This window comes from Pseudanabaena sp. FACHB-2040 (assembly GCF_014696715.1).
In the GTDB taxonomy this organism is placed as follows: Bacteria; Cyanobacteriota; Cyanobacteriia; order Phormidesmidales; family Phormidesmidaceae; genus JACVSF01.
The window spans coordinates 181551-194626 of sequence record NZ_JACJQO010000012.1 but is presented as its reverse complement, the minus strand read 5'-3'; the positions used below and the strand labels follow the sequence as shown (position 1 = coordinate 194626).

At 54.6% G+C, this 13076-nt stretch carries 14 protein-coding genes, 1 pseudogene and 1 riboswitch; of the genes and pseudogenes, 11 read left to right on the top strand and 4 right to left on the bottom strand.

What is annotated here, in order from left to right:
* Nucleotides 1-7 precede the first annotated feature (7 nt).
* Nucleotides 8-256: a Ycf34 family protein gene (locus tag H6G13_RS15625; protein ID WP_190484295.1), complete on the bottom strand. Its 249-nt coding sequence runs from the start codon at nt 254-256 to the stop codon at nt 8-10.
* A gap of 286 nt (nt 257-542) precedes the next feature.
* On the opposite strand from H6G13_RS15625, the gene H6G13_RS15620 reads away from it, so the two are divergent.
* Together H6G13_RS15620 and H6G13_RS15615 are read left to right on the top strand one after the other, a co-directional pair.
* Nucleotides 543-1808, top strand: a complete 1266-nt coding sequence (locus H6G13_RS15620; RefSeq protein ID WP_347277488.1) for a CCA tRNA nucleotidyltransferase — start codon at nt 543-545, stop codon at nt 1806-1808.
* Nucleotides 1809-2083: 275 nt separating this feature from the next.
* Nucleotides 2084-2260: a hypothetical protein gene (locus H6G13_RS15615; RefSeq protein WP_190484292.1), complete on the top strand. Its 177-nt coding sequence runs from the start codon at nt 2084-2086 to the stop codon at nt 2258-2260.
* Between the two features lie 127 nt (nt 2261-2387).
* On the opposite strand, the gene H6G13_RS15610 is transcribed toward H6G13_RS15615, so the two are convergent.
* The gene (locus H6G13_RS15610; protein ID WP_190484289.1) at nt 2388-3476 is read right to left on the bottom strand and encodes an FAD-dependent oxidoreductase; all 1089 of its coding nucleotides are present in this window, start codon (nt 3474-3476) and stop codon (nt 2388-2390) included.
* 100 nt (nt 3477-3576) lie between these two features.
* Here H6G13_RS15610 and H6G13_RS15605 point away from each other — a divergent pair, with 100 nt between their 5' ends.
* The 6 genes and pseudogenes from H6G13_RS15605 to H6G13_RS29175 all read left to right on the top strand — a co-directional run bounded on the left by H6G13_RS15605 (nt 3577) and on the right by H6G13_RS29175 (nt 7486).
* On the top strand, nt 3577-4428 hold the full coding sequence (locus tag H6G13_RS15605) for a hypothetical protein (protein WP_190484384.1): 852 nt from the start codon (nt 3577-3579) through the stop codon (nt 4426-4428).
* A gap of 18 nt (nt 4429-4446) precedes the next feature.
* Nucleotides 4447-4887, top strand: a pseudogene (locus tag H6G13_RS29495) (J domain-containing protein); the annotation flags it as partial.
* Nucleotides 4888-5263: 376 nt separating this feature from the next.
* A complete protein-coding gene (locus H6G13_RS15595) occupies nt 5264-5530 on the top strand; it encodes a DUF3143 domain-containing protein (RefSeq protein WP_190484284.1) in 267 nt (88 codons plus the stop codon).
* Nucleotides 5531-5622: 92 nt separating this feature from the next.
* Nucleotides 5623-6573, top strand: a complete 951-nt coding sequence (locus tag H6G13_RS15590; RefSeq protein WP_190484381.1) for an aldo/keto reductase — start codon at nt 5623-5625, stop codon at nt 6571-6573.
* A gap of 68 nt (nt 6574-6641) precedes the next feature.
* Entirely contained in the window at nt 6642-7154 is a 513-nt protein-coding gene (locus tag H6G13_RS15585) for an isoprenylcysteine carboxylmethyltransferase family protein (protein ID WP_190484281.1), read from the top strand.
* 82 nt (nt 7155-7236) lie between these two features.
* A riboswitch (Glutamine riboswitch) is annotated at nt 7237-7321 on the top strand.
* A gap of 30 nt (nt 7322-7351) precedes the next feature.
* Nucleotides 7352-7486 (top strand): hypothetical protein, encoded by a 135-nt coding sequence (locus tag H6G13_RS29175; RefSeq protein WP_277882516.1) that lies wholly within the window; start codon nt 7352-7354, stop codon nt 7484-7486.
* 112 nt (nt 7487-7598) lie between these two features.
* Here H6G13_RS29175 and sir read toward each other — a convergent pair whose 3' ends face one another.
* A complete protein-coding gene (sir, locus tag H6G13_RS15580; RefSeq protein WP_190484278.1) occupies nt 7599-9548 on the bottom strand; it encodes a sulfite reductase, ferredoxin dependent in 1950 nt (649 codons plus the stop codon).
* 316 nt (nt 9549-9864) lie between these two features.
* On the opposite strand from sir, the gene H6G13_RS15575 reads away from it, so the two are divergent.
* Genes H6G13_RS15575 through H6G13_RS15565 form a run of 3 tightly spaced genes read left to right on the top strand, consistent with a single transcriptional unit; the run spans nt 9865 to nt 12427 of the window.
* On the top strand, nt 9865-10122 hold the full coding sequence (locus H6G13_RS15575; RefSeq protein ID WP_190484276.1) for a chlororespiratory reduction protein 7: 258 nt from the start codon (nt 9865-9867) through the stop codon (nt 10120-10122).
* 22 nt (nt 10123-10144) lie between these two features.
* Complete coding sequence (locus tag H6G13_RS15570; protein ID WP_190484275.1) at nt 10145-11365, top strand: lipid-A-disaccharide synthase-related protein; 1221 nt, start codon at nt 10145-10147, stop codon at nt 11363-11365.
* Nucleotides 11366-11386: 21 nt separating this feature from the next.
* Entirely contained in the window at nt 11387-12427 is a 1041-nt protein-coding gene (locus H6G13_RS15565) for a DUF389 domain-containing protein (RefSeq protein WP_190484272.1), read from the top strand.
* On the opposite strand, the gene H6G13_RS15560 is transcribed toward H6G13_RS15565, so the two are convergent.
* Nucleotides 12402-13064: a HEAT repeat domain-containing protein gene (locus H6G13_RS15560; protein ID WP_190484378.1), complete on the bottom strand. Its 663-nt coding sequence runs from the start codon at nt 13062-13064 to the stop codon at nt 12402-12404. The two genes, H6G13_RS15565 and H6G13_RS15560, sit on opposite strands and share 26 nt — an antisense overlap.
* Nucleotides 13065-13076 lie beyond the last annotated feature (12 nt).

Genomic DNA, 13076 nt, shown 5'->3' with positions numbered 1-13076 from the left:
TGACCTGCTAGGTAGGAATAAGTTCACCAGGCCGGAGCCGGGCCCACTTGCCCGATTCTTCGCGGAAGCTCTCGCAGCCAACCACATCCCACTCCATCTCAATCAGGTCATCCTGTTGGCGGATATTAACGTTGATTGTTGGCTCTACGGCTTCAAAACTAGGAGACTCAGTTAAATGGGGCTGCTGATGCTGACCCTCGACCGCATGGTAAGTTGTGCAGCGATCAACATAGTGGCAATTTATGCAAATGCACATAAGCGTTTCCCCCTCATTTCTTTTAGGGCAAAGCCCCGTTAAGCTAAAAACTAGCGCCAAGCTCTAGGCACCCTGGTTGGCGACGTACTGATTGGCATCCTTTTTTGATACTCTAGCTCAAGTCTTTAAAGAGCATCCCCGGCAGGCAGTGGATGTTGCAAAATGAAAAGCTATGCCCTTAGACGTGCCCTTCTCCTGATTTAGAGATGCCGGGATCTCTTTTGACTGCTGTAATAAATTCTATGGGGGGTCATTGAGTCCCACACTGTCTCGAATCCTAACTACCGTGCCCACTGAACAGTCGGCCCTTTCACCTCAGTCCTGGCCTTTTGAGCTGGCCTTTTTACCGGACAGTGCCTACTTAGTCGGTGGCAGCGTGCGAGATGCTCTCCTAGGGCGTCAAGCAGAGTATCTTGACCTAGATTTTGTCTTACCAGAAAAAGCAATTGAAACGGCTCGTACCATTGCTCATCACTATGGGGCAGGGTTTGTCGTGCTCGATAGTGAGCACCAGATTGCCCGAGTTGTTTTTGACAACGCCACTGTAGACTTTGCCCAACAGATTGGCAGCAGCCTAGAAGCCGACCTGTACCGCCGAGACTTTACGATTAATGCGATCGCATATCATCCCCATAGTGAATCGCTGCTAGATCCGGTCAACGGGCACCTCGATCTGCAAAAGCGCACCCTGCGCATGATCGCCCCCCAGAACCTAGCAGAAGATCCATTGCGCCTACTGCGAGCTTACCGGCAGGCAGCTCAGTTGGGCTTTAGCGTAGATGCAGAGACTCAAGTCACCATCCGCACGCTGGTTAAATTGCTCAGTCAAGTTGCTGCCGAGCGGGTTAGAGGAGAACTAGACTGCCTCCTAAGCTTTGCAGAGGGCACTGCTCTGCTGCAGATGGCTTGGCAAGATGGCCTGTTAGGCACCTGGCTGCCCTACGTCACTCAAGAGCAGCTAACAGCGCTGAAAAACATCGACCATGCTTTCGTCGCCCTGCAGCAGAGCTGGCCCAGCTACGCCGATCTCCTGACCGGCTGGGTTCGTGAGCAGTCGGTGCCGGGGCTGCACCGCTCTTGGCTTAAGGCCACCAAGCTCAGCCAGCTAGTGTCAGCCGACCCCAATACGGCAGAGGTTGAGATGAGCCGCCTAAAGTACAGTCGAGCTGAGCAGCAGGCGGTGGTGGCTATTCTCAAGGGTTGGCTGTACCTGCAAAGCACCCAGGTCGAAGCACTCTCTCGCCGACAGCAGTACATGCTGTTTAAAGCATCTGGATCTAGTTTTTTGGGCATTGCTCTGCTGGGGCTGGCTCAAGGGCTGTCCGAACCTGCCATAGGCTCTTTAATTCAGAGATACCTAGACCCTCACGATCCGGTCGCTCATCCTTGTCCTTTGTTGAGCGGGCGTGACCTAATGCAGCATTTGAATCTACGCCCAGGGCCGCAAATTGGCGAGCTGCTGGAAGCCATTCAGATTGTTCAGGCAGAGGGTGAAATCACCACTCAAGCAGAGGCTCTCCAGTGGGCCAAGGAGCAGCTTCAACACCCGTAGCTGTGTCTCTTTCAAAGGCCGTTTCCAGCTTAGGAGGCGGCCCCTACAGACCGCTTAAATCGCAGCCAATTACTGTCATTCTTTCGAGCAGTTTTGGGGGGGAGTTAGACACTATCTCCCTTTCACAGCGATTGCAGTCGTGTGTTAAAGTGTACGTCTGGTCATGACGTCAAAAGGTGAGTATCCGGATCTCAGACAGCCCAAAATTTTGCTGATCTGCTGCGAAGGAGCGGCTTTTTGCTCATCGGTGATCAGTGTTCTGTCTGAGGTCAGTTATGGCAAAGCGCCGCAATCCCAAAAAAGAGAAAGCACTTCGTAACCAGGCTTATGCTCGTCGTTTTCGCAAGAAACGCTCTGGAAATCAGCGTTTCTTCAGACGCAATAACCGCAGCGAAGGTGAAGAAAGGGCAACAGATGAACAAGATACCGATTACGCAGCAGCAGGCAACTAGCCGCTGTTCTAAATTTCGGCACTGTTCCGGTCGGGCTTTGAATACAGCGCGGGCTTTTGCCCGCCAGCCCGTGCCAGCTTAAAAAAGTTTTAGCGCCTCTAGGTCAGTTTCCTCCAACTGCGTGTTTTCAAACCAGCGATGTTTGGAGGGAGAACTGAGCAGAGTCTTCGCTTAAAAGATTGTGAATTTCTTCAGCTGCTGTCCAGCCAGACGCTGCCGCTGTGTTGACGTCGAAACCGCCGCACCAGTCGCCGCAGCAGACTAGGGGCAAAGGCTTAGCTGTCACCAGGCTCTGCTTGGGAAAAGGACTTTTTGTCGTTGCGTACCGCCAGCGGTGAACCTGAATCCAGTCAGGCTGCCTTAGACTTGGCCCAAGGGTTTTCTCCAAGATTTGGGCGGTTTGCTCCAGCAGATGCCGTCCAGCCTCGGTTAGATCGGGGGCCGATAGGTAGGGTTGAGCAAAGCGATCGCAACTCTGAATCACGACCGTTGGCACCGAGGCGCAATCGCGCTTACCGCTGTCTAACCCAACCCAAGTAAAGGGCGTGTCGGGGTTGCCATAGACCATCCATCCTTCTGAACCTGCGGCCAATCTGGTCTCAGGCAAGCTGCTGTAGCCTGCAAAGACTGTAATAGAAGCCTCAAAAGTTACGGCCTCTAAGCCTTGCCAGACTGCAGGATCGAGCTGGGTTTTGACGGTTTGCAAGATTTCTAAAGCCTGAGGTGCTGGTACTGCTAGCACAACAGCTTGAGCGGTAAGCGGTTCGCTAGCGGCTGCGCTGCCCTCGTCTAAACTGATCTGCCAGCTGTCTGTTGCCGCTTCTAGCCCCAAAACGCGGGTCTGTCGGTCAATGCCTAGATTCTCTGCCAGGTGCTTGGGAATAGCTGTCATACCCTGAGGTGCTACCCACCATTCTTTTGGCGCAGCCACAGCCAACTGGCCGTCTGGGGTGACTTTGTAGCTCGCTGGCTGCCAAGGTCGTACCAAACCTTGAAGCTCTAGCTGCTGCACTAGCTGGTCTATCAAAGGCGTCGTGGGTGTGATGAAGCGGCAGCCGTGATCGATGGGCTGATCATTCACTCGCCGAGTCGCCATGCGCCCGCCAAGTCCCCGCGACTTTTCCAGAACTCGCACCTGGTACCCAGCCTGCTCCAGCCGCCGGGCACACAAAAGACCGGCCATGCCTGCACCGACTACTACCACATCCCAAACCACCTTGTTTCCCCCAAACGCCTTTGCTGGAGCGGCTGTATCTGCCCACCTGATTGGAAGTGTGTCAGAATAAGGGGCAGTATATCAAGGACGGTGGCATGTGGTGGACGAACTGCGATCTGCCCTGGAGCTGGCGACAGAAGAAGAGCTACAGGCGCTGACCGATATGCTCTTTCGCCCCAAATTCAACCCGCTCGACTACCTCTATGCGCCCGATCCGCTGACGGTACAGAGCCGCACCCGCCAGGAACAGTTGGATTTGTTGGAAGAGCGCTTTAGGTTTTTGGCTGCCGATGGCCTTACGGTCATTAGCCGCCGCCATGAACAGATCAGCTATCGGCAGGTGCTGGTCCAGGTTTGCAAACACCTCAATCTTCCTTATAGTGAAGCCCTCTCCGCTGAAGAGCTAGAGGCTGAAATCTTTTTACACCTGCTAGAGCAAGCTTGGAATAAGCTTTCTGCTCGCGATCGCAAGCAGCTACAGCAGGAGATCTGCGAGTCGCTGGCGACCTCACCTCAATTTCACTCCCTGCCTCTGCCCCTGCAGACCAACCCGATGGGCATTTTCCTCAAGGGCAGCACCGCCCTAGCCGTGAGTTCAGTAGTCAAGCCCTGGTTGCTGCAGCAGATTGCCCGCCAGTTTGCTCTGCACATGGCTCGCTATGAGGTAGCTAAGCAAACCCTCGGGCGCGGCGGCGCAGCCCTAGCCACCCAAATTCAGAGCCGAGTAGCGATGCGGATGGCCTCTCGGGGAATGGCAGTGAATGCGGCGCGTTATGGTACCACTCGATCGTTACTAGCTTGGGTCGGGCCTATGCTGTGGATGTGGTTTTTTGCCGATTTGGGCTGGCGTGCGATCGCAACCAATCACGGCCGCATTATCCCCGTTGTTTTTACCTTGGCCCAAATCCGTCTGACCCGCTCCCTTGAGCCCATTGCACCCGCTTACTGCTGATCGCTGCCTGAAGGACGCATGCCAGAGCCGGACACTGAACCCAAGACTCACTATCAGCGCCTGGGCATCAAACCCACTGCCAGCGCCCAGCAGATTCGTCGTGCCTATCGGGATCTCAGCAAGCTCTATCATCCCGACACTACCGATCTGCCCGCCTCCGTTGCCACTGAAAAGTTTCAGCTGCTCAACGAAGCCTACGCCACCCTCAGCAGTTCCGAGCGGCGCTGGGCCTATGATCAACAGATGGGCTATTCCCGCATTTCCGTGATTCAGCCCCCGGCTGATCTCAATACCCCCGTCTCACTCAAGCGGCGAGAATACAAGTCAAACGCCTACCTCGACCCCAACGATCGGCCCCTGTCAGCAGGGGAAATTTTTGCTCTTTTTATTTTAGGAATCACTTTTGTAGCCTGTCTGGTGCTCGTAGCCACCATTGGCTTAACCCAGGGAGAGGCGGCCTTAGCCATACCGCAACCTGAAGACTTGCTGCCCACAGAGCAGGTGATGGCTGCACCGCCAGAACCGACAGTCTCTTCCGGTTTCGCGCAGAATAACGCCGAGGCACCTCTGGAGAACCTGGCCCCTTCCCCTTCAGTCCAAAGCACTAACCCAGACCCATTGCCAGCTCCAGCAGACACCTCTGACTTAGCCGACTCGGCTGAGGCCAGCCCTGAATCTTTGGTAGAGCCGCCCCTCGCTCAACCGCGAGTTTCCTCCCGACAACCGAGTAGAGCGCCTGCCCGCATCGTACTGGAGTGGCTGTAGCCCAGTTCTGATAGCTGCTTGTTTCTGTTTTATCCCTTAAGCCTTTAGTCCCTACCCAAATCTCACAGCTATGACGTCTGCTGACACGCCTCTGTACAACCATCCCCTACCCGACATTGAGCAGTGGCTCCGAGAGCAAAACTGCGAGCAGGAACCCGGATCGCCCCATCAGTGGCACGTAGAGCGAGCGGCTTGGCAGGCTGATCTGACCCTCGATATCGACTCCATTGTTGTGCGCTATCTCAAAGCCAGCCCAGACGGCCAAGACATCCAGCGCATTTTCAAATACTCTCTCAGTCGGCAGGATCTTAGCGAAGCCATCTTCTCTGGCCCCTAGCCAGCTCAGGCGTTGCCCCCAGTTAACAAATTGTGACGTTATCTTGAAAAGAAACGCTCACTCTTGGAGGAAGCATGCCTGAACCAGCCACCATTCAAACCGTCACCCTAGGAACCACAGGTCCGGTCATTCCCGCTTTGGGGATCGGTACTTGGGCCTGGGGTGATTCCCTGTTCTGGAACTATGGCAAAGACTACGGAGCTGAGGATGTTCAGGCAGCATTCCAGGCGGCCTTGGAAGGCGGCGTTAATTTCTTTGATACCGCTGAGATCTACGGGCTAGGAGACTCAGAAAAGCTGCTGGGTCAGTTTATGAAGGCAACAAATCAGCCTGTGATGATTGCCACTAAGTATTTTCCTTTGCCCTGGCGGTTCTCGTCTCAAGCGGTTGCTGATGCTCTAACAGCCAGCCTCAAGCGCCTGCAGGTTCCTACTGTGGCGCTATATCAGGTGCACGCTCACCTAGACTTCTTTCTGAGCCAAAAATCTTTGATGAATGCCTTAGCAGATGAGGTTCAGCAGGGCCGAATTCAGGCGATCGGGGTGAGCAACTACTCAGCTCAGCAAATGCGAGAAGCCCACAAATATTTAGCAGAACGGGGAATTCCGCTGGCGGTAAACCAGGTGCAGTATTCCCTGCTGCACCGCCACGTTGAAACCAACGGCATTCTAGAGACCGCCCGCGAATTGGGGATCACCATTCTGGCCTATAGCCCTTTGGCTCAAGGTCTACTGACTGGCAAATATACTCCGGAAAACTATCAAACGCCCAGCGGAGCCCGCAGTCTAGCGCCACAGTTTAGCAAGCAGGCCCTAGTAAAACTAGCGCCCGTGATTCAAACTCTGCAGACCATTGGTGAACGGTACGATCGCACCCCGGCCCAAGTCGCCCTGAACTGGCTTATAGCCCAAGGCAACGTCGTTCCTATCCCTGGCGCTAAAAATGCTCGTCAGGCGGCTCAGAATGCCGGAGCTTTGGGGTGGCAGTTGAGTGAACCGGAGCGGGCCCAGATAGACCAGGTGACTCGGGCGTGGAAGCCCTAGAAAGGCCGCAGGAGGGTACCCCTATCAGCAGAAGCCCTAAAATAAGCTGAAAAGAACGTCGTTAGACTATGAGCTTATTTACAGATTGGGGATTTACGCGAGATAGCTGGAAGGGGCAGCGGGGAGAGTACTGGCTGCTGGCCCAGATCATCCTACTGATGGGATTTTTTGGGCTGCCGCGCTATCAGCCTGCGGCTTTAGAGCAGATTCCCGCGGCGGCCATCAACAGCGCTCGTGGGATAGCTGTACTGCTCGTGGGTGTAGCTACGCTCTTTTTGGCTAAGGGGCTGGTCGATTTGGGCAAAAATCTAACGCCGCTGCCTTACCCCAGAGAGTCTGGGGAACTGGTGCAAACTGGGGTGTATGGCCTAGTGCGCCACAGCCTCTACAGTGGGCTGATTCTAGGCGCGTTGGGCTATGCTCTGTGGCACTTCAGTCTGACTCATCTGGGGGGTGCGATCGCACTTTTCCTTGTCCTCAATGCCAAAGCCAGCTTGGAAGAATCTTGGCTGATGGAGCGCTACCCACACTATAGTGATTACCGCCAACGGGTGAAAAAGCTTATTCCGTGGGTGTTTTGAGCATCTGAAATTGTATGAAAGACTGTAAATTAAGTGGTCAATTCTCTCAAAAAATGTAACAATAGATACAGATAAAGGATAAATCGTTCATCTTGCTTATGAACAGTCCTTCTTAAATATGGGTTGAAGCAGGACGGAAGTAGGGAGTCATCCTCAAGGAACGCGCCTCAACCGTAGACATTTACTTAGAGGCGAACATGATGAATAGCGCAATGATTGAAGGTCTGCAAATTATTGCTGTTGTAACAGCAATGACGGTGGTGGTCTGCCCAGCTCTACTGTGGGTATTGCCTGACCGGATCCACCACACCAATGGGACGAGTGCTGCCTAGTTGACTCACTCCGAGATCAATTCTTTGGTAGCTCAATCTTCTCTAGACAAGATACATAGAAACGGGAGTCTGAAATCAGGCTCCCGTTGTCGTTTTGGGCTGTTAGCGAGGTCTACAGGTCTGACTGCGCCTGCTGACTAAGATAAAGCGCGATCGCATCTGCCGTGATCTGGGACATGGGCCGCCCTTCCCGGTCGGAGGCCCCTTTAAGGATGGTGTAGACATCGTTGGAGATGCTGATGCGATGGCGGTTTTCCTTGGCTAGCTTGACCGCATCCTGCACCGGCACGTAGTTTTCGCTGAACTGGCGAAGGGCCTCGAAGCCGATGCGATCGCAAAAGTCGCCAAAGCTTTCTTCCGACTGGCGCTCCTCGCGGAAAAGCACAAAGATCGGCTCTAGCTTGCTCTCAATGTCATCCTCATGAAGTCGCTCAATGAAGGGCTGCGCCAGCCGAGTCTGGTTGGGAGAACCCCCTAGCCAGACCTGGTAAGACTTCAAAGCACTGCCCACAAAGCCCAGTTCCGCCATATAGGGACGGGCGCAGCCATTGGGGCAGCCCGTCATCCGCACTACAAAGTGTTCATTTTCTAGACCGAGCTTAGTCAGCAGCGTGCGGAGCCGCTCTAGGATACTGGGAATGATCCGCTCTGACTCGGTGATAGCCAAGCCGCAAGTCGGCAGCGCCGGACAGGCCATGGCAAAGCGCACTAACGGATCGATTTCCGTCTCAGCCTTGATGCCGTTGCGGCTCAAGATTTCTTGAATAGCGGCTTTGTCTTGGGGATCAATCTCGTACAGCAGCACGCTCTGGTTAGGCGTGACCCGCATGGGCAGATTAAAGCGCTCAATGATCTCTCGCAGAGCCGTCTTCAGCTTGAGGGAGCCATTGTCATAGACCCGACCATTGTCGATCTGCACCCCGACAAACAGCTTGCCGTCGCCCTGCTCATGCCAACCCAGGTAGTCGTAAAAAGTCCACTCAGGCAGGGACTGATACGGCTGCAGCGGTTTACCTAGGTACTGCTCCACCTGTTGCCGGAAGCGATCTACGCCCCAGTCATGGATCAGATACTTCATCCGAGCATGACGACGGTTATAGCGATCGCCGTAGTCCCGCTGAGTCGCTACGATAGCTTTCATCACATCGTAAACGTCGGCCTTATCAACGTAGCCGATCTCATCGGCAGTTCGAGCAAAGGTTTCTTCTTTGTTGTGGGTGCGGCCCAAACCGCCTCCAGCCAAAATATTAAAGCCTTGCAGCTCACCCTGATCGTTGGTCATTACAACCAGGGTCACATCTTGGGTATAGGCGTCAACCGAGTTGTCTCCCGGCACTGTCACCGCAATCTTGAACTTGCGGGGCATGTAGTGGGTGCCGTAGATTGGCTCCAGGTTACCTTCGATATTAGTGCCATTGGTGTTGTGCTGGCGGGCTGCCACCACATCGGGGTGCTCCTCTACGGAGAGGAATTTTTCCCCATCCAGCCAGATCTCGTAATAGGCTTCGGTCTGGGGGCGCAGCAGATCGCCAATGTTGTCGGCGTATTCTTGAGCCAGGGTATACTCAGGTCGATTTTTGAAGGGCGCTGGCGGAGCCATTACGTTGCGGTTAATGTCGCCGCAGGCTCCGAGGGTTGAACCCAGGTTTTGCACAATGGCAGCAATTGTTGCCTTTAGGTTCTTCTTGAGCACGCCATGGAGCTGAAAGCCCTGACGGGTCGTGGCCCGCAGCGTGTGATTCCCGTATTCATCGGAGAGCTTATCGAGGGTTAGATACAGCTCAGGAGGAATAAAGCCACCCGGATTACGGGTGCGGAGCATCATCTGATAGTCTTTTTCAGCCCCTTTAACGCGGTTGTCCCGGTCGTCTTGCTGGTAAGACCCGTGAAATTTGAGAATCTGAATCGCATCTTCAGAAAAATGGGTGGTGTCTTCCAGCAGTTCGGTGGCGAGCGGTTCTCGCAGAAAGTTGCTCCGCTCTTTGAGAGCCTCTACCTTAGAGCGCTTTTGTGGATTTGCGCCGGAGTCTTGAGGAGCTGGCTTGATAGGGGTCTGAACCATGAACAGGATTCCAGTCAGTTTTGGGCGACAATTAATTTGGGCGATCGCAATTTGAGCAACCGCAAGCATTCACGGGGAGTACATTCATCGTCTTATGAGGTGGCGATGAACAAATCCTTAAAGACCGGTAAATCGGTCGGATTTTGGGTGAATGATATAGCTATCTTATCACTGGATCCACTTAGGAAAGTAGAACTTCGTTAGGGAAACATAAAAATTTCGGGAGAAATGCTGCCGAAAACCGAGCAGCCAAACCGTTTAGCATGGGGGCAAAGGGGCTGATACTCAGCGCCAGCTGCCGCTCTCTAGGAACGCTATGCCAGATGCTTTGATGTTTGATGAAGAGATGTATGTCGTGTTGGTGCCCGGTGAGGAAGAGGTTTTCCTGACCCCTGAGGAGCTGCTAGATCGGCTCACAGCTTTGCTCCAAGACCGCCAAAGCGACCTGCCGCGCGACCTGCAGAAATTTCAGACCCTAGAAGAACAGGCCACCCATTTGCGCGATACCGCTTGTGACTTTGAGCTTCGCCCTGGTGAGCAGATGCAGTGGTATGTTGTTCGCCTAGAGAAGTAGGCAGTCTTTAAATTGCAGGTTCATGAGCAAGCGCATTCTTTTCTTAAGCAATGGACATGGAGAGGATCTCAATGCCAGCTTGGTGCTGCAGGCCCTGAGAGAGATCGCTCCTGACGTTGAAACAGCCGCTATGCCCATCGTGGGGGAGGGCAATGCTTACCGGAAACTAGAAGTGCCCATCGTTGGCCCCACGCAAAAATTGCCCTCAGGCGGTTTCAACTATATTGTGGTAGGTCGCTTGCTCAACCCAATGAACTGGGCTAGAGACACCAACCCGCTAAACTTTCTGCGGGACTTGTCTGCGGGGCTGGTCGGGTTAACCTGGCGGCAGATTCAGGCAGTGCGCGGCTATAGCCAGCGCTGTGATCTGCTGTTTGCCACCGGCGATATTGTGCCAATTCTCTTTGCCTACATTACTGGAAAGCCGTTTATGGCGTTTCTAGTCTCCACCTCTAGCTATTACGAGGGTCGGGCGGTAGTGCCGATGCTGGCGATGATGGCGCTGCGATCGCACCGCTGCCGCCAAATCTTCACCCGCGACGCCTTTACCGCCCAAGACCTGCAGCGGCGGGGGCTCTCTAAGACCGTCTTTGCTGGCTACCCCATCATGGACGTACTAAAACCTACGGGCAAAGACCTAAAGCGGGTGCCAGAGCAGCCCATGATTGCCCTACTTCCGGGCAGCCGCTTGCCAGAAGCCCTGCACAACCTAGGGCTGCAGCTGCAGCTCTGTGAGGCCATAGCTCAAAGGCAGGCAGCCCAATTTCAGGCAGCGCTAGTGCCCAGTATTACCGATGACCACCTGCAAAATTTGGCTCATCAACAGGGTTGGTCTTTGGAGCAGGCTGGCCATCTGGTCAAAGGCGAAACCCATGTATTTTGTCACCGCGATGCCTTTGCAGACATTCTCCAGCAGTGCAGTTTGGCCATTGGCATGGCCGGTACAGCAGTGGAGCAGGCAGTGGGTCTAGGCAAGCCCGTCGTGCAGATCATTGGGCTAGGCCCTCAGTTTACCTACCCCTTTGCCGAAGCCCAAATGCGGCTGTTGGGGCCATCTGTTGTCACCGTCGGCAGGCGCTCGGCAACGCCAGAGTTAATTACAGAAGCAGCCGATAAGGTAATATCCATACTCAACGATCCGCACTACCCGGCTCAGTGCCTCAAAAACGGTAAAGAGCGGGTTGGAGAACCGGGGGGCTCTACTCAAATTGCTCAATATTTAGCCGATTGCACCCAAGCTTAGGCAGAGTTCCGGAGAGAGGCCATGCCGTGGAAGAAACTGTCTGAACTGCACCAAAAGTATTTTTCTTCGGAGCGGCGAGTGTCCCAGGAGACCCTTCAGCAGATGCGGAACAGCCTGCTAGAAGAGTCCGCTCTAGAGCAGAATTTTCTGATCTTAGTTGTCGGGTCCTGCATCATTGCAACGCTTGGGCTGTTAGCAAATAGTGTTGCTGTCATTATTGGGGCTATGATCATTGCCCCGTTGATGCTGCCGATTCGCAGCGTTGCCTTTGGTATTCTCGAAGCTGATCGGCGACTGATCCGCTCTGGGCTACTCTCAGTCATAGTCGGGTCAGCTCTGCCGGTACTTATTTCTGCCCTCATAGGACTGGCTACAAGCGTTGCCCAGTATGGCAGCGAAGTGCTGGCTCGCACTCAGCCAACCCTGCTCGACTTGGGCATTGCGCTGACTGCCGGTGCGATCGCAGGTTTTGCCAAGGTTGAACCCAAAATCTCAACGACTCTAGCCGGAACCGCCATTGCGGTCGCGCTGATGCCGCCTATCTGCGTGGTGGGACTATGGGTAGCTCAGGGCAACTGGCGGCTGAGCCTGGGAGCCCTGCTGCTCTATATGACAAACCTCTTCGGCATTACCTTGGCCTGTATGGTGGCCTTTATGCTGGGGGGCTACTCTCCTTTTCACCGGGCCCGTCGTCCCCTGGGGCTAACGCTAATTTTGACCAGCCTGCTAATGGTGCCGCTGGGCTACAGCTCCTTCACTTTGCTGCGGCAGAACCGTCTGGAGACCAGTTTACGGCAGGCGCTGCTAAATAAGACTGTGACGTTTCAGCGCCTGCGGCTGGTTAGCATGGAAACCGATTGGCTCAGAAGCCCACCTGAGGTACTGCTGATTGTCTATGCCAGTGAGCCGTTAACGCCTACGCAGGTAGGATTGCTAGAAGAGTTTGTCGGTCGGGAAATGGGCCGCCCTTTCAAGCTCATTTTCCAGGTAAGTCGGCTAGAGGAAGTGACTCATGAGCTACCGCCTGCCGAATCTCCTACTCCTGCGTCTCCATCCCCGTAGAACAATTTTCGTTAAGGTTATCTAGAGCCATTTGAGCTCGCGCCTGCACGGCCAGGACAAGATCTTGCTCTACAGCCGTTTCGAGAGCAGCCCCAATGCGATCGGCGGCACTAGCGGAAGCCAGGGCCAACGCCTGTAGCCCAACAACTGCAGCGTAGCGCACGACCCATTCAGGATCAGCAAGCGTCTCAATTAAGGTCGTGAGGGCTTCGGCTTGAGCAGCTTCAACCGCCGCTTTAGGCAACTTGGACCAGTTTAGGGTGCCTAGCCCCTTAGCGGCAGCCCGACGCACGCTGAGGGCAAAATCGCCCCGAGCCGTTTCAACCAAAACGTTCAAGGCACGGGGGTCTTGGATCAGGGCTAAGGCTCGAATTGCCCAAGCGCGGGCTCCGTAGTTGTGGCCGTCGAGCTGCTCTAGCAGCGCCGGTACCGCCACTGCTCCCAAACTGACTAGACCCTCCGTAGCCGCTACGGCAGCACCGGGATTGTTATAGCCCAACACCTCAATCAGCGTGGGTACGGCCTCGGGATGGTTGGCGGCAGACAGAGCCCGCACTGCCTGCACAATTCCGGCTTTAGAATCAGCCGTTTCAACCGCCTTGATGAGAACGGCGAGTTCGGCAGAGGGAGACGCCATTGTGTAGGTCAC